The organism is Paenibacillus sp. FSL H3-0469 (assembly GCF_038051945.1).
Lineage (GTDB): Bacteria > Bacillota > Bacilli > Paenibacillales > Paenibacillaceae > Paenibacillus_AQ.
The window spans coordinates 6,179,408-6,195,806 of record NZ_CP150302.1 but is presented as its reverse complement, the minus strand read 5'-3'; the positions used below and the strand labels follow the sequence as shown (position 1 = coordinate 6,195,806).

The window sequence follows — 16,399 nt, the reverse complement described above, 5'->3', positions numbered from 1 at the left end:
ATTATATGCAACATTCCTGGCATTGATGTGCAATCCGCCCGCACTAAGGGGGCAAACTCAGTTTACTGTTAATGCTGCTAAAGAGCGGAGGTTCTAGGGTTCCCTACGAATGCTGCTACAGAGTAAAGGCTACACGCTTCCCTGCGAATTCTGCTATAGAGCGGAACCTCTGCGCTTCCCTGCGAATTCTGCTATAGAGCGAAGGCTGCTACTTAGCAGAGGCTATGTGCCTCCTTGCGAATACTGCTACAGAATCCCCTTCGCCTTCGCGGCCTTCAGCCACTGCGGGAATTCATTCAACAGCTGGTCATACAGTTCCTCGTCGGATACATCCTCGATGCGGTCCAGGTGCATGAAGCTGGCGTTATCCACCAATCTGCCGCTCATCGTGTCGAGCTGCTTCAGCACCTCGAAGTCAGAGTCGCCGATGCCTACAAACTGCCAGAAGATTGGAAGAGAAGAGGCTGCCATAATGACCTTGCGGGTCAGCTTCACAACCCCGCCGTCATTGATGAAGATAATGAACACAGGCGTTGTGTCCGGCTCCTCCTTCGTGTATTTCTGGATAACATCCTGCATCACCGGCGGTTCATTATTGCGTCCGAACTTATGAATCGCATCATTATTCATAATATGGGTGAAGACATAGCTGCCAAGCTCCTGTTCGGTAACCGGCGGAAGTCTGCTGAATTCCGTATCATAGACCCATACATCCAGCGAGCCGTTATCGTCGAACTTGCTGGCTACCGCGAGGATGCGTTCCACCACTTCCTGCACCACGCCTCTGGCATAGAGACTACGCATGGAGCCGGTGATGTCCAGTACAATCCCCACCCTTGCGGTGACACCGGTGAGCTGTTTTTTGACCAGGGTGAGCTCCACGATCTTTTTGCGCAGATTAATCGAAGACAACACATTCACCGGAAGCTCGGCTGCGGACTGCGGGATATCCTCCGGGGTCTGCTCCACTACCTCAGGCGTCCGCTCCACTAACCGAGCTGTCCGCTCCACTACCTCAGCTGCCTGCCCCATTCCCTCAGATGTTTGCTCCACTACCTCAGTTTCCCGCTCTACCACCTCAGCCGCTGCTGCGGCTTCGTTCCCGGATTCCTGTTCCACCTCAAGCCCGTAGCTTTGGCACAGGGCTGCAAGGCCCCCATTATACCCGCTCCCGATGGCGCTGAACTTCCACTCTCCCTGATGGCGGTACAGCTCCCCGGCTACAACGGCAGTCTCCTCCGACAGATCCGCTCCATACTCGAAGCGGTGCAGTTCTTCCCCAGTTCTGCGGTCAGTCAGTGTCAGCTGCAAGCCTGACAGCTCCTTCATCCGCTGGTTTCGCTGCTCCCCCTCATAGATCGTCAGGGTCAGCGCAATGCGGGCATAATGCAGAGGTATTTTCGCTAACGAAATGGACAGGCTCGCCCCGTTCTCCCCCTCCGCAGCATGAGCTATGGCCCCATCCCTGGAGACCGGATTGCCATAGAAAATAAAGTCCTCATCCCGTTCACACCGGTTCTGATCCGACAACAGAAAGGCTGCCGCATCTACGCCTATTCCGCTATGGTGTGTATTCCAGCCGAGCTGGACCTTTATGCCGCTTACATCTCTTCCTTTGGTGAGTTCGGCCTTTTGACCTTTTGAAAGCAGCAAATCCTTCATCTCCTCTTCATAGCAGTCTATTCCAGAAGTTCATAGATAAGGTATACCCCATTGTGGCAGCCTTGCACAACCTGAACAGATTGTATTTCCGCCTTTGCTCCTATAATATGGAGGTATTAGATGATAGATAGGGGCTTTACCTGATGAATTTCACTGCGATAGATTTTGAGACTGCCAATGCCGGCCGCTCCAGCGCCTGTGCCCTGGGGCTTGTTCAGGTCCGCGATGGTATCGTTACAGCAGAACATAACTGGCTGATAGACCCGCAGCAACCGTTCGACGGGATGAATATTGCCATTCATGGCATTACACCTTCGATGGTCAGAGGCCAGCCTACCTTCGAGGAGCTGTGGCCTACGGTAGAGCCGCTGCTGCAAGGGGAGATTGTGATCGCGCATAATGCCGCCTTCGATATGAGTGTGCTGCGCTACTGCCTGGACGACTACTCTCTCTGCTATCCAGGCTTTCAATATTTATGTACCTACCTGCTCGGCAAAAAAATGCTCCAGGACCTCCCCTCCCATAAGCTGAATGTCATCTCGGCGCATTTCGGCATCCGGCTGAAGCACCATGATGCTCTGGAGGATGCCAGAGCTTCTGCACTGATTCTCCTGAAATTGATGGAGCAGTGGCAGCAGTTCGATCCGCTGCTGTTAGCCGGCAGCCAGGGCTATAAGGCCGGGACGATGTATGACGGCGGGTATACGCCGTTCAAAGCAGCGCCCAAGAAGGCCGCGAAAAAGCCGGCGGCCGGGAAGAAGGCAGCCGCTAAGACCGCGGTTGCTGCAAGCCCGGGCTTGCAGGTTAGCGGAACGGCAGCCGGGCAGGCACAAGGTGAAGCGCCAGCAGCTTCACTTGACCAGCTTCCGGCCGCAGCACCGACAGCCGCCGGTGCTGCGGCTGTCCCTACACTGGTTCGGGGGCAGCGCGTCGATATCGGCGGCAAGCTCAGCGCTTCCAGACTTCTTGCGGCTGTGGAGTGGGATGCATCGGCTTTGCACACGGAAGTGAGCCAGCCGGAGACTGCTGCCTTTCTGCTCCGGGAGAGCGGACGCTGTGAGCAGGAGCGGGAGCTTATTTTTTACGGGAATATGGAAGACCCCAGCGGCTCCGTCTTCTGCTCGAAGCCTGCTGCGCATATGGGGCATCTGTATCTTCAGTTAAGCAATCTGCCTGCAGCCATTACACGGATTGCGCTGGCCTTCACCGTTCCGGAGTTCAGCGGTAACAGGCATCCGGGCCCGATCTGGAACGCTTCCGTATCACTGATTGATTCCCGGACGGGAGTCAGGCTGGCGGTGTTCCCCTTCAGCCGGAATGTTATGCCAGGCATGTCCGTTGTTATCGGCGAGTTCTACCGTTATAAGGATAAGTGGAGATTCGCTGCTATTGGCGAGGGGTTCCCGGGCGGACTCCGTGCCCTATGCAGCCATTACGGTCTTACGGTGGAGGCCGATGGCCCTGCAGAGAAGGCTGCGGCTGAGTCCGCCGCCGCAGCGGAGGCTGAAGATCCAAAATAAAGCAATCCCCCCAAACCGTAACTGCGGGATGGGGGGATTGCTTTATTTTCAGCGGTACAAGGATCTCACTCTTTATAACTTCAGCCGGTAGACGGCCTTATTCTCCAGTCCTCTAATGAACGGAGTCCATTCCTCCGTCTCCGGCGTGGTATCCAGGGCGTCCTCCACCATTTGCAGCTTGGCATCCATCGCATCGATATGATGCAGGGCAACCGCTTCAGCCGTCTGCGGCTGGACCGGGCTTCCCCACTCCCCGAGATTATGATGGGACAACACAAGATGCTGAAGCGCCATGACCTTCTCGGATTCCAGATCAATTCCGGTGCGGATGGCTGCTTCTGTAATCCAGCTTGAAGCCATTGAGATATGTCCAATCAGCTTTCCGTGCACGCTGTAATCCGACACAATGCCGTACTGCGAGATCATCTCTTCCGGCTTGGCGATATCATGAAGGATGATTCCTGCTCTCATCAGATCAGGATTCAGGAACGGACGCTGCTTGCACAGGAAGTCCCCAATCTCCAGCATGCGGACCATGTGATAGGCAAGCCCGGCGAAATAGGCATGATGATGGGTCTTGGCAGCCGGATAATGCATCAGCTTCTCCTCTACCTTACCGACACAGAAGTTCACAATCGCTGCAATCTCCGGATCGGCAATACTCGCCATCTCGTTCTTAATGGTATGGACCAGGTCCACAGGACGCACCGGGGCCGAACGGATGAAGTCGGTCAGCGATACCCCGTCCGATTCATTAACCAGTCTGAGCTTGGTGATTTTGACCTGGAGCTTCTCGCGGTACGTATGGGCCAATCCCCGGACCTTCACCAGCGCCATCGGAAAAAAAGTCTCTTTATCCGTCACGCTGACGTCCCAGTATTTCGCCGAAATCTGACCGCTGGCATCACCTAGTACAATATCGAAGTAATCCTTGGGAGGAGTCCCGTTCGTCTGTTTCAGCACCAGTTCTCTAAGCAGATAGAAGCCGGTGAATTCATCCTGCGGGGCTAGCTGTTTGATTAATGTCATTGTGAAGCCTCCTATGACTTACAGGCCTGGGCCTGCTGGGTATATTAGTGTGTATATTAGAGGTTTGACACTCCCTTCCCAAATCCCTTTAAATTACTATACGATTGGCATTTCTATTTATGTCCACACCTGAAAAAAGGGCTGTCCCGGCGGCCATTTGCATGACCCGGGACAACCCTTAATAAATAGATTCTGTTATTTTCCGGCAGATTCGAGCGCTTCTTTGATGGCTTCTACCACTTTGGCGGAGATGCCTTTCTGGGCATCATTCGCTCCGAAGGCTGCTGCACGGTACCCGTACTTATGCAGTCCTTTGCCGTTCGAGGTATTTTCGATCTCGTATTTCACAAGCAGCTCGTCATCCGTCAGGTTATATCTGACTTTACCCTTATCATCCAGGTAGTACACAGCCATAGTTACAGGCACATTATACTTAGTAGTAACCATGACATTTACAGTTTTATCCACACTTGCACCGATGAAAATCCCATCGAAATACGCAGCCTTATCCGTTTCCGTAACTTCCGCTTTACCATAAGCTCTGTCAACGGCTGCCTTCAGCGCATTGCTGCTGCTGGTAGCGCCGGATACCGCATCTACATCCTGAGCGCCTTCTCTTGTACCTGCGGCCAGGAAGCTGGCGGTCAGCACCGGAATAGCTTTTTGCACCTCAGCGTAAGCGGATTTGCCCAGATCGACCATGTTCATGCCTACACGGGACAGAGCAACGTTTACGATCTTACCGTTGCGCAGTGTAACATCTGCTTTGTTCGTGCCCTTGTCATACGCATCACCATAAGCGGTGAAGGTGCCGTCTTTATAAGTGCCTTGTATTTTGGACGCATTAGTCAAAGCATCCGTCAGTGCTGCCTTCGCTGCAGCCGACAAGACTTCCTGTCCGGCGATATCTGGAGCCTGCACACCGCTTGCGAGCAGTCCGGCGGTCAGCTTGTCGACCAGTGATTTCTGTTCTTCCGTACGTTTGTCATCTGCAATCAGCTTGCCGTCTGCGCCGAACAGACTCAGCTTGATGCCCGTAACCTGATCTGCATCGATATCAACCAGCAGCATAACCTTGGACTGATTATCCACACCGGCAAATTTACCGTCGAAGGTTTGACCTTCCCCAGGAGTCTTCAAGGCTTTCTCAAAAGCGCGCTCTACGGCCTGGTTCCAGCCGTGGCTGCTCTCCGTAGCGCCGGAGATTCCATCTACCTTTTCATTATAGTTAGCGATATAAGATCCGTTAGCCAGCAGTTTGGCGGTCATCGGAGCATTCGCCTTCACAACCTCCGCATAAGCGGTTGCCCCTCTGTCGATCAGGTTGCTGCCAAGTCTGAACAGCTTCACATCTACCAGCTTACCGTTACGGATCACAACATCTGCTCTCTCCACGCCTACACTTCTTGCTGTACCGTAGGAAGAGTAGAATCCGTCAACATAAGCAGATTTGTTGTTGATGCTGGCATTCTGTTCGGCATCCCAGAAGGCGTTCACTGCGGCTTTGGTCTCCGCCTCGAAGCCGGCTACCGGCTGCGCACTGGCACCTTTGGCGAGCAGTGCAGGAGTGATTGCAGCAATCGCTGCGGTCTGTTCAGCCGTATACGTCTTCTCATCCACGAAATCTCCGGTAGCGCTCAGCGGATACAATTTGACCGCAGTCAGCTTGTTTGCTTCATAGGTAGCAAACACTGCATATTTGGCCTCAGGGTCTACACCCATGTGGACTCCATTGAAATAAGCAACATCAGCCGCTTGATGCGCAAGCGACCGCTCAAAAGCTCTGTCTACGGACAGCTTCCAGCCGTTGCTCGTGCGGGTTGCGCCGGATACAGCATCAACCGCAGCTGCGCCGTCTCTGGTTTTGCCCATCAGTCTGTCTTTCATCAGACCGTAGGCTGCCCACACGCCGCTGTAATTCTCACGGGCATTGCGGTCAATGATCTTCGGGCTGGTTCTGAGCAGCTCGATATCGGCAATCTTGCCGTCTTTAATCGTTATCTTCGCACCCTCTGTACCTTTGGAATACGCATCTCCGTAGGCTACATATACTCCATCCTGATATACATCCTTGTGCACAGTAACTGGTGCTGCTGTTGCTACAGGCTTTGCAGTTGCCGCTGGCTTCTCAGAAGCTTTGGCGGATGCTGCGGGTGCAGCTGTCGCTTTCGGAGTGGCTGCCGGTTTGGCTGTCGCCTTCGGAGTGGCTGCCGGTTTGGCTGTCGCTTTCGGAGTGGCTGCCGGTTTGGCTGTCGCCTTCGGGGTTGCTGCCGGTTTGGCTGTTGCCTTCGGGGTTGCTGCCGGTTTGGCTGTTGCCTTCGGAGTTGGTGCAGGTTTAGCTGTTGCCTTCGGAGTGGCTGCAGGTTTGGCTGTTGCCTTCGGAGCTGGTTTAGCAGTCGCTGCCGGCGCTTCTTCCGAGGCTGCTGAAACCGCATCCACCTTCAGGTTCAAGGCAGGTGCGTTAATCGTGTAGGCTAATGGCGCGAGCAGTAAGGCTGCGCTTACAGTCAAAGAAATTAATTTTTTCAAATGCGTATTCTCCTTTATTATTCCCCAGTAGTATTTAGCGTTTTCAAACCGTGTTGGTCCATTCATTTCCTTCTGATTACGAAGAGCAGCCAACTCTTCCTGAACGTCACCCACTCCTTCCTTCATTCCTGCTCGGCCCAGCCCGTGTAAGAAAAGATTCATCTATATATACAATCTTTCAAAAGGTGAAACAATTCACATATTAAAGTGAATTGTTTCACATAAGTGGACTTCAAGCTGCTGGTGAATATTTCTGGCTTGATGGTAACAAAATTGAAACTCTTTTCTCTGTGTAGAAAATCACATACCCTATAAGAAACATCACTTTTTTGTATTGACACAAAATTCACAATCCATTTGCCTCTCATAATCTGCCATATCCTCCTTCATATGATATCCGTGAGATTTATTATATTGTATGATCGGGCTTGAGTATGATATTTTAAAACGATGCCATGTTCATGGAAAGGAGTAACAGCTGCTCATGAATCAGTCGTGTATAGGCGTTATTCTTGCTCAGATCGGAACCCCTGACGCCCCGAGTGCCAAGGCGGTCCGCCCCTATCTGAAGCGGTTTCTGTCTGACCGCAGAATCATTGATTATCATCCCCTGCTCTGGCAGCCGCTGCTGCGCGGTATTATTCTGCGCACCCGTCCGCGCAGGTCCGCGAAGCTGTATCAGGAAATCTGGATGGAAGAGGGCTCACCGCTGCTCGTTCACTCCAGAGCCCAGCAGGCAGCGCTCCAGACACTGCTGGGCAGCAGCTATCAAGTCGAACTGGGGCTTGCTTACAGCACACCCGGCATGGCCGAAGCCTTCCGCAAGCTGGAGGCTTCGGGAGTGACCCGCATCATAGTCCTTCCGCTATTCCCGCAGTATTCCTCGACGACAACCGCTTCCGTCTATGAAGCTGCAAGCTTCGCCGCTCTGGGACGTCATAGCCGCTACGGGCAGGTATCCAAGCGCTTCGTACCGGCGCTGCGTTTCGTAGAAGCCTACCATGACGCACCTGGATATATCGCAGCGATGCAATCCTTATTACAGCAGCAAATTCGCGCCATGAGCAAAGAGCCGGACTATTATGTCCTGTCCTTCCACGGCATTCCCCGCCGTTATGCCGAGACCGGAGATCCCTATCCGCAGCAGTGCCAGGAAACGGCCCGTCTGCTTGCAGAAGCGATGGGCTGGACCCCGGAACGCTGGCAACTCTCCTTTCAGTCCCGTTTCGGGCCGGAGACCTGGGTGGGACCGTCGACTGCGGATACGCTGAAGGAGCTTCACGGACGCGGAATCCGGCGGCCGCTGATTTTCTCACCCGGACTAGTCACGGACTGCCTCGAAACGCTGCATGAGCTGGCCGTAGAAGGCCGGGAACTCTTCGCCATGGGCGGCGGGGATGCTGAGAAGCTGGAGGTAGCCCCTTGCCTGAACGGCACGGAAGAGTGGATCAGCTTCCTCGCGGAACAGGTAGACCGCTCGGCCCGGGGCTGGCTGTCTTCCGCCGAATGAGGACAAGCAAAACGCCCGGTCTCACGGATGCCGTCATCCTGTAAGCCGGGCGTTTTATTTTAAATAGTACAATTACTGAACCGTAAGCTGTTTATATTTGGCAGTCAGTTCCTCGAACCACTGCTTATCCTGCAAAGTTAGGGCAAAATCGATCAATTCGGCAATTTCATCAGGCTGCAGATCCGGCGAATCCTTGAAGCTAATCTCTGCCGAAGCTGCCGCTTCCCCCTCCGAGCCCTCCGCAAAATCATAAGAGAACTTCAGCTTGATGTCACTTTCCAGAAACTCATTGCGCAGGAAGTAGAGCACCTCGCACATCAGAACAGGTCTGACATGGTTCTCGAACACACACTCCATGACCTTAGCCCAATAATGCTGGTTGCTGAGATGCAGCTTATCATTGGTCAGCAGATACTGCTCACCCTGATAATCATTGACAAATTTCAGTTCAACCGGCTCCATTTTAAAAATACCGGCAATTTGCTTCCTGGTGATATTCAAGATGTCGCGCGTTTCTAATCTCAACATTCTCATGCACCCCGTTCCTCAGGTTTGGACGATCTGTATATGCTGAATTTTCATGATTCGACAATAATTTTAACTAATTTAAAAGTATTATCGTCTTTTCCTCACCTATTGTTAATGCTTTTTATTAAAAACTTAAAATTTTCTGTTTCATGCTGTGAAAAATCGGTTAATTATTATATTTTTTCAACAGGGTACTGATACACGAACAAAAAAAACATCCTATGGATGAAAAGGATTACCTTCGCGCCAGCACACGAATGTATGCTGTTTTCCACATACATTTTGTCCATGCGCCTGAGTGGTAGACAATGTATGCTGTTTTTGACATACATTTGGGCCATGCACCTTAGCACTAGCATAATGTATACTGTTTTTCGCATACATTCGGGCATGCGCCTCCATGCGAGCACAATGTATGCTGTTTTTCATATACATTCGGTCCATATGGCCCTGTACCTTACACTCACCTTGTCCACAACAGGAGGAAATTATAGTTTCCTCTACAACAAAAAAGCCATCCAGTCTGCAATAGACTGAATGGCCCAGTAGCCCAATATTAGAATAAAAGTGTACCTTCACCGGTATGGTGTCGCGCCGCCTTAGCTGACGAACAACGGTACCAGCTGAATTCCCTCTTCGGGAGAAATCCGCACCAGGCCTTTATCGGAAATCCGCAGTGCGGGGATAACCGCCAGCGCCAGCAGAGACAGGGTCATAAAAGCATAGTTCAGCGTGCAGCCTGCATCATATAGCGCTTTGCTGATGGCAGCGGATTGCGCAGCGGCAATCTCAAAGCGCTCTGCAGACATCAGTCCAGCAATCGCCAGCGGGAACAAGGTGGTCCCGGCAGCGGTAATCACGGCAACACCGCCCTGCGCATCCGCCACAGCCGCAGCCGCCTGCGCCATCAGTCCATCATCATTGCCGATGACCAGCACATTATGGCTGTCATGAGCTACAGTCATCGCTATAGCCGCAGGCTCGCGGAAGCCAATGCCCTGCACAACCCCTACGGATTTGTTGCCCGTTCCCTTGTGCCGCTCCAGAACAGCGATTTTGCACAGGCCGTCCTGCACCACCAGCTCCGATCCGGCTACTGGCAGACTCATGATTAGCTCTCCGGTCTCCACATGATTCTCAATGACCTGGATGACCCGTGTAGCTAGAGCACCTTCTTCAATGGGCGCATGAATCACGAAGTCTGCGGGAACCGGGGGCTGCTGCAGATGCACAGAGGCCAGCACTTCATCCGGATAAGTGTAAGGGCTCAGCTCAGCCGTCATGCTGCCGTTCTCAGCCACAACAACGCCAGCCGCAATCGTCATGACCACATGAACATCGGCCAGATTACCGTCCAGCAGAATGATATCTGCGCAGGAGCCCGGCGTGATAGAGCCGATATCGCGGGCTACGCCGAAGCGCTCGGCGGTGTTGATCGTTGCCATCTGAAAAGCCGTGACCGGCTTCACCCCCTGGGAGATCGCATGGCGTACGACAAAATCCATATGCCCCTCATCGCGCAGCGATTCGGAGCTGCGGTCATCCGTCACCAGCATCATCCGGCGCGGGTCCAGCCCGTGCTCGGTATGCGCCGTGATGGTTTTGGCGACATCATGCCAGGCAGAGCCGCGGCGCATTTTGGCATACATCCCCAGACGTACGCGCTCGATCACATCCTCCGCTGTTACACACTCATGGTCCCCGGTCACCCCTGCTGCGGCATAGACCGGAAGTCTCCAGTCACTCGCCGGCCAGGTGAAATGCCCGTCAACATAACGTCCAGCACGCAGCGTGGCCTGAATCTCTCCAATCATCTTCTCATCGCCGTAGACTACACCCGGGAAGTTCATGACTTCGCCGAGTGCAACCACATCCTCGCCCCAGGTGTAGGCTTCTGCTACTTCCTCCGGTCCGATCGACGCGCCGGTTGTCTCAAATTCTGCGCCCGCAGAAGGGACACAGGAAGCCACCTGCATATAAGCAGCCAGCGGCGTTCCCCGCATCTCGTCCAGCATGAGCTTAATTCCCTTAAGCCCGAATACGTTGGCAATCTCGTGGGCATCGAAAAAGCCTCCGGTCGTCCCCAGCGGCAGCACCGCACGGGCGAATTCAGTCACCGTCAATTGAGTGCTCTCGATGTGGCAGTGTCCGTCAATCAAGCCGGGAGCAATGTATCTTCCCGCAGCATCAATAACCTGCGTTCTCTCCCCGATCGTATGGGAGACGTCCTTACCGACGTAAGCAATGCGCCCGCCTTGTACAGCGACGGACATGCCGTCCAGAATCTCCCCGGAGCAGACATTGACCAGCTTGCCGCCAGTAATGACCAGTGTAGCCTTCTGATTTCCCCGGGCTGTAGCAACCAGCTCAGGGACGCAGTCCGCCAATGGTTGTCGTGTATAAGTCATCATGTGCACTCCCTTCCGGTTATCTATTTAGCAAAAACGGCCCTGACACCCCTAAAGGGGGCGCAAGCCGTCACTTAAACAAATCGCATTGTGTATGATTATCTTACTTTTGACTCATATACGTCAAGTGCTGCCTGAACGCCCTGTCCGGCAGGTACCGCATACCCATGGCGGATAAGCACAGCCTCCATCGCGCCAAGCAGACGCAGCACATTATTCTCCCGGCAGCTGAAGCCCATGGTACCGATCCGCCAGATCTGGCCTTGTAACGGCCCGAAGGAGCTGGCGATCTCGATGCCGAAACGCTGCAGCAGCATGGAACGGACGGATTCCCCGTCTATGCCCGCCGGAATGAGCACACAGGTGACTACCGTCAGCTTGCTCTCCGCCTCCCCGTACAGCGCAAGCCCCATAGCTGACAGTCCGGCAGTAAGGGCTTGCTCATGGAACCTGTGCCGGGCATGCCGCGCTTCCAGCCCTTCCTCCAGGACCAGCCGCAGGCCTTCCCGCAGAGCATAGAGCATAGAGGTCATCTCCGTATGGTGATTGAGCCGCCGGGGACTCCAGTAATCCTGCAGCATACTCAGGTCCAGGTAATTGCTGCGCACCACGGGCAGCTCACGGACAGCAGTTGCATCAGTTCTAAGTCCACGCTCTACCTGCTTGCGCTTCAGCAGCTTGGCCTCAGCCCGGTCATTATATGTCACCGGGGCCATACCTGAAGGGATGGACAGGCATTTTTGCGTTCCTCCGACCACGGCATCCAGCATCCAGGCATCCGTCTCTACTGGTAACCCGCCGATCGTCGCCACGGCGTCCACAATCAGCAGCGCATCCTGCTCCCGGCAGGCCCGCCCGATCCCGGCCAGCGGCTGCACACGGCCTGTAGAGGTCTCGCCGTGAACTATCGCCACCACATCCGGCTTGAAGCTCCGTATAGCCTCAATCACCTCTTCCGGGGGAAAAACCCGGCCCCAGGTCTGTTCTATCGTGAGTACCTCAGCGCCGCAGCGTTCAGCAATCTCATGGAGCAAATGGCCGAAACGGCCAAAGACCGGAACCAGCACCCGGTCCCCCGGCGCAATCAGGCTGACCATCACCGCCTCAATGCCGGAACGCGAAGTCCCGTCTACCGGATATGCCCACTGATTCTTGGTAGCAAACAGCTCACGCAGCATCTCCATCGTCTCGTTCATGATCTCTGTGAATTCAGGATCGAATTGTCCCAGCACCGGATAAGACATCGCCCGCAGCACACGCGGATCAACCTCCACGGGACCGGGGGTCATAATGCACCGCAAGGACGGCGACAAATCTTCGTACCGCTTCATGATTCTCTCCCCCCAAACTTCCAATGATCAGTTCTCGCTATTTTAAACGCAATCGAGATTACAACTCGAAGCTTGGTCGTCTCTTATTCATAAGCTAATCTATATAATATGGCTGTCAGCACTTCCAGTCCAGCAGCGAGATCCTCCGGGGAGGTGTACTCCCCGGGAGAATGACTGATTCCGCTTTGGCTCGGCACGAAGATCATTGCAGCCGGACAGCGCGGGGCGAACAGCTGGGCATCATGGCCCGCACCGCTGACCATGCTCAGGTAAGGCTTCTCCTGCTGGAGACAGATCTCTTCAAGAGCCGTGCGAAGCTCCTGATCCATAGGAGCAGGGGCTGTCTCCAGCAGCATCTGTACCTCAAGTGTCAGGCCGCGCCTGCGGCCAAGCTCTGCGAACTCTGCCAGGATAGCTGCGCAGAAGCGCTCCAGTACCCCGGCTTCGCTATGCCGGATGTCCAGCGTGAACTGCACTTCGCCGGGAATTACATTGGATGTACCCGGATAGACCTCGAGCCGCCCCGTTGTGGCTACCAGCGGATCACCCTCCGCCAGGGCGGACCGTTCCAGCGCCAGCAGCATCTCCGCACTACCAGCCAGTGCATCCTGTCTTAACCCCATCGGCGTAGTCCCTGCATGATTGGCCGTCCCGCCGACCTTGACAAGATACCGCCGCTGTCCGGCGATGGCCTGCACAACCCCGATTCTCCGGGACGTCCGCTCCAGAATAATCCCCTGTTCAATATGCAGCTCGACGTAAGCGGCAATATCACTGCGCACAGGACTATTACTGTGCCAGAAGCTTTCCTGCAGACCCGCCGTTGCTCCAGCTTCCGGCCCCTCACTCTCACATCCGTCACTCCCGCTTCCGCCACTCTGCTCCAGACCCGCCGCAGCTTCAGCGGCCATCCCTTCACTCCCGCCAAGACCGCAGGCCTCCATCGCTGCCCCCAGCGTGATTCCATCCGCATCTGCACAGTCTATACATTCCTTCCCGTTATACAGCCCGGTTACATTCCCCGAGCCCCAAAACGTCAGCGGAAAGCGGCTGCCCTCTTCCTCGCAGAAGGATACCACCTCAAGTGTCCGCAGCGGCGGACCGAAGGTCTCAAGAAGATAGTGCAGCGCAGTTACAGCAGCAGCTACCCCATAAGCGCCGTCATACCGTCCGCCGTTCACCACCGTGTCGATATGCGAGCCGGTCAGGATAACCTTATCGCTGACCTGGGAACCGGCCAGTGTGCCATAGACATTCCCCACCGGATCCATCCGGACCTCAAGCCCGATTCCGGTCATTCTCTCCTGCAAAAAACGCTGAACCCCGTACCACTCCGGCGTATACAGCAGCCGGGTAACTCCGGGACCCGGGGCGCTATAGACTGCGAGTTCATCCAGAAGCTTCAGCAGCTCCCCGGCCGGGACTTGCGGGACGGCCGGCTTCATAGCCCCGGTTGGCTGTGCCTGATCCGCAGCCATTCCCCTCCGCTGCCGGCAACTACGCCTTCCGCGGCTGTATAGACAACATTGCCCCGGCAGATCGTTGCCGTTACCTTGCAGGATAAAGTCATTCCGACATAGGGACTATGCCGGTGGCGGTACAACAGATCCTCTGCACGCAGGGTATAGGCTGCATCTGGATCAAGCAGCACCAGATCGGCATCCAGCCCCGGCGTGATGGAGCCCTTGCGCCCCTCCAGCCCGAACCGCCGGGCAGGAAGCCCGGAGAGCAGCGCCGAGATCTGCGTAACCGGCAGGCCCCGCACATGAACACCTTCATGGAACATCAATTCCAGACTGCTCTGGGCTCCTGAGATCCCGCCCCAGGCTTCCATGAACGACAGACCGGGTGCCAGCTTCAAATCGGGCGGACAGGGGGAATGATCGGAAGCGACCAGATCCACCTGCCCCGCAGCAAGTGCCTCCCACAGCCGGTCCCGCTCTCTGCTGCTGCGCAGAGGCGGAGCGCATTTGGCCAGCGGCCCAAGGGTCTCCATGCTGTCTTCATCCAGAATCAGATAATGGGGACAAGTCTCTGCGGTCACATCCAGGCCCCGCAGCTTGGCCTCATGAATCAGCTCCAGGGCTGCCGCTGTGCTGATATGGACGAAGTGCAGCTTACAACCGGTCCGCTCACTATACAGCAGCGCCCTGGCTACAGCCTCCAGCTCCGCTTGCGGAGGGCGCGAAGCCGCAAAATCCCGCGCACTGCTACGCCCGGCGCGCAATGCCGCCGCCCCCAGCGCCGAGGTTATCGCTTCGCTCTCCGCATGCAGGGCGAGAATCCCGCCGGTTGCGGCGATCCGAAGCATCCCCTGATACAGGGTGTCATCGTCCACCTCACGGAACCGGCCCTGGCCTTCACCGCCGGGATTCGAGATGAAGGCCTTGAACCCGGTAACGCCTGCTGCCGCCAGTCCCTCCAGCTCTTCCAGATTGCCGGGTACCAGTCCGCCCCACAGCACGTAATCCACCGCCGAGTTCCCGGCTGCGGCCTCCGCCTTCAGCCGGAGCGCCTCCAGACTCACCGTCGGCGGATTCCCGTTCAGCGGCATATCCGCATAACAGGTGCAGCCGCCGGCCGCAAGAGCAGCCGACCCGCTGCGGAAGCCCTCCCAGTGACCGAGCGCAGGCTCATTGAAGTGAACATGCATGTCGATCATACCGGGCAGCACGTATTGTCCTTCCGCATCCAGCATTCTGGTCCCGGACGAGGCCTGTAAGTCTTCGCCCAGTGCAGCGATTTTACCATCCTTCACTCCGATCTCAAGCCTGCGGACTTCTTCGGGCAGAACCACCTGTCCGTTCCTGATGATAAGCTCATAGCCTTCTTCCTTCATGATAGCCCACCTCCGGTCTATTGGCTTAAGATTAGATGCAGCAGTTCACTTAACTGCCGTGTTAACTCCCGCGATAAGTGCTGTATCCTCCAGGTGCAACCAGCAGCGGTACATGATAATGGGCGGAGGGGTCCGGCATATTGAAGCGGATCGGAATCTGGTCCAGGAACGGAACAACAGCGCCCGCTCCCTCCTCCGTCTCCGGATCTCCCGCACCAGCCTGAGTGCCCCGGAAATAATCACCGGCCATAAATAACAGCTCATAGCTTCCGGCCTGCATCTCTTCTCCAGCCAGCAGCGGAGCGTCCAGCCTGCCGTCCTCATTCGTCACCGCCTCACGCAGCAGCACAGGCCCTCCGGTATCCAGCCGCCAGAGCTGAAGCGACAGGCCAGCAGCAGGCTTGCCTTGTGACAGATCCAGCACATGGGTGCTCAGCCGTCCGTTCATTCCAGACATTTGCATCACCTTCCTCCTAATAATATGCAGTGACCCGTCTCTATTCCGCCCCCAGCAGATCCTCCAGCCGAAAACGAGTGATTGCACCAATCTCCAGCAGCGCCTGCTCCTGCTCCTCCATAAGCGGACGGTCCACACGCTCACCGATGGCGCTAAGGATCTCTTCTTTTGTTTTGCCCCGTACAGCGAAGATGAACGGAAAGCGGAATTTCGCAGTATATGCGGCGTTCAGCCCGGTAAGCTGCGCGAATTCCTCCGGGGTCAGCCGGTCCAGTCCGGCCCCCTGCTGCTCAGCCGCCGAGAGCGGACTGACAGCAAGTCTTGTCGCCAGATCCGGGTGAGCTCTCAGCAGTACCAGCACCTGGTCCGGCTCCGCCTGCCGTGCTACCTCCATCATGGCAGCATGCAGCTCCTGCACCGAATCGAACGGACGCCTGCTGTACACCCCCTCTGCTACCCAAGGCGAATGCTCGAAGATGCCGCCGAGATGTTCCACAAAGTCTGTTTTTGTCAGCGAGTTAATCTGCTCCAGAGTCAACCGGTCCGCCGGTATAGTCATAGGCCAGCCTCCATCCCTCTAATTTGT

Annotated in this window: 12 protein-coding genes and 1 pseudogene; 2 read left to right on the top strand and 11 right to left on the bottom strand. The window is 55.5% G+C overall.

Translation table 11 applies throughout. The annotated features are described in order from the left end of the window. Positions 1–246 precede the first annotated feature (246 nt). Both NSS83_RS27160 and NSS83_RS27155 read right to left on the bottom strand, forming a co-directional pair. Positions 247–912, bottom strand: coding sequence for a VWA domain-containing protein (locus NSS83_RS27160; RefSeq protein ID WP_341188090.1), 666 nt, complete (start codon positions 910–912; stop codon positions 247–249). A gap of 228 nt (positions 913–1,140) precedes the next feature. Then, positions 1,141–1,662: pseudogene (locus NSS83_RS27155) on the bottom strand (TerD family protein); the annotation flags it as partial. 143 nt (positions 1,663–1,805) lie between these two features. Between NSS83_RS27155 and NSS83_RS27150 the strand changes: the two are divergent. After that, the gene (locus tag NSS83_RS27150; RefSeq protein WP_341346888.1) at positions 1,806–3,182 is read left to right on the top strand and encodes a TerD family protein; all 1,377 of its coding nucleotides are present in this window, start codon (positions 1,806–1,808) and stop codon (positions 3,180–3,182) included. Between the two features lie 72 nt (positions 3,183–3,254). Here NSS83_RS27150 and NSS83_RS27145 read toward each other — a convergent pair whose 3' ends face one another. Continuing rightward, the gene (locus NSS83_RS27145; protein WP_341346887.1) at positions 3,255–4,211 is read right to left on the bottom strand and encodes an HD domain-containing protein; all 957 of its coding nucleotides are present in this window, start codon (positions 4,209–4,211) and stop codon (positions 3,255–3,257) included. 195 nt (positions 4,212–4,406) lie between these two features. Beyond that, the gene (locus tag NSS83_RS27140) at positions 4,407–6,740 is read right to left on the bottom strand and encodes an FMN-binding protein (RefSeq protein ID WP_341346886.1); all 2,334 of its coding nucleotides are present in this window, start codon (positions 6,738–6,740) and stop codon (positions 4,407–4,409) included. 484 nt (positions 6,741–7,224) lie between these two features. Here NSS83_RS27140 and hemH point away from each other — a divergent pair, with 484 nt between their 5' ends. Beyond that, positions 7,225–8,250: a ferrochelatase gene (hemH, locus tag NSS83_RS27135; RefSeq protein ID WP_341187495.1), complete on the top strand. Its 1,026-nt coding sequence runs from the start codon at positions 7,225–7,227 to the stop codon at positions 8,248–8,250. A 72-nt stretch (positions 8,251–8,322) separates the two neighbouring features. On the opposite strand, the gene NSS83_RS27130 is transcribed toward hemH, so the two are convergent. The 7 genes from NSS83_RS27130 to uraD all read right to left on the bottom strand — a co-directional run bounded on the left by NSS83_RS27130 (position 8,323) and on the right by uraD (position 16,372). Next, entirely contained in the window at positions 8,323–8,778 is a 456-nt protein-coding gene (locus NSS83_RS27130) for an IDEAL domain-containing protein (protein WP_341346885.1), read from the bottom strand. Between the two features lie 599 nt (positions 8,779–9,377). Then, on the bottom strand, positions 9,378–11,186 hold the full coding sequence (locus NSS83_RS27125) for an adenine deaminase C-terminal domain-containing protein (protein WP_341348772.1): 1,809 nt from the start codon (positions 11,184–11,186) through the stop codon (positions 9,378–9,380). Between the two features lie 98 nt (positions 11,187–11,284). Continuing rightward, a complete protein-coding gene (locus NSS83_RS27120) occupies positions 11,285–12,517 on the bottom strand; it encodes an alanine--glyoxylate aminotransferase family protein (RefSeq protein WP_341346884.1) in 1,233 nt (410 codons plus the stop codon). A gap of 83 nt (positions 12,518–12,600) precedes the next feature. Beyond that, a complete protein-coding gene (locus NSS83_RS27115; RefSeq protein WP_341346883.1) occupies positions 12,601–13,995 on the bottom strand; it encodes a Zn-dependent hydrolase in 1,395 nt (464 codons plus the stop codon). Further along, positions 13,959–15,356: an allantoinase AllB gene (gene allB / locus NSS83_RS27110; protein ID WP_341187491.1), complete on the bottom strand. Its 1,398-nt coding sequence runs from the start codon at positions 15,354–15,356 to the stop codon at positions 13,959–13,961. The genes NSS83_RS27115 and allB overlap by 37 nt, the downstream gene beginning before the upstream one ends. A 61-nt stretch (positions 15,357–15,417) precedes the next feature. Continuing rightward, entirely contained in the window at positions 15,418–15,813 is a 396-nt protein-coding gene (gene uraH / locus NSS83_RS27105) for a hydroxyisourate hydrolase (RefSeq protein ID WP_341188088.1), read from the bottom strand. Between the two features lie 40 nt (positions 15,814–15,853). Then, on the bottom strand, positions 15,854–16,372 hold the full coding sequence (gene uraD / locus NSS83_RS27100; RefSeq protein ID WP_341187490.1) for a 2-oxo-4-hydroxy-4-carboxy-5-ureidoimidazoline decarboxylase: 519 nt from the start codon (positions 16,370–16,372) through the stop codon (positions 15,854–15,856). Positions 16,373–16,399 lie beyond the last annotated feature (27 nt).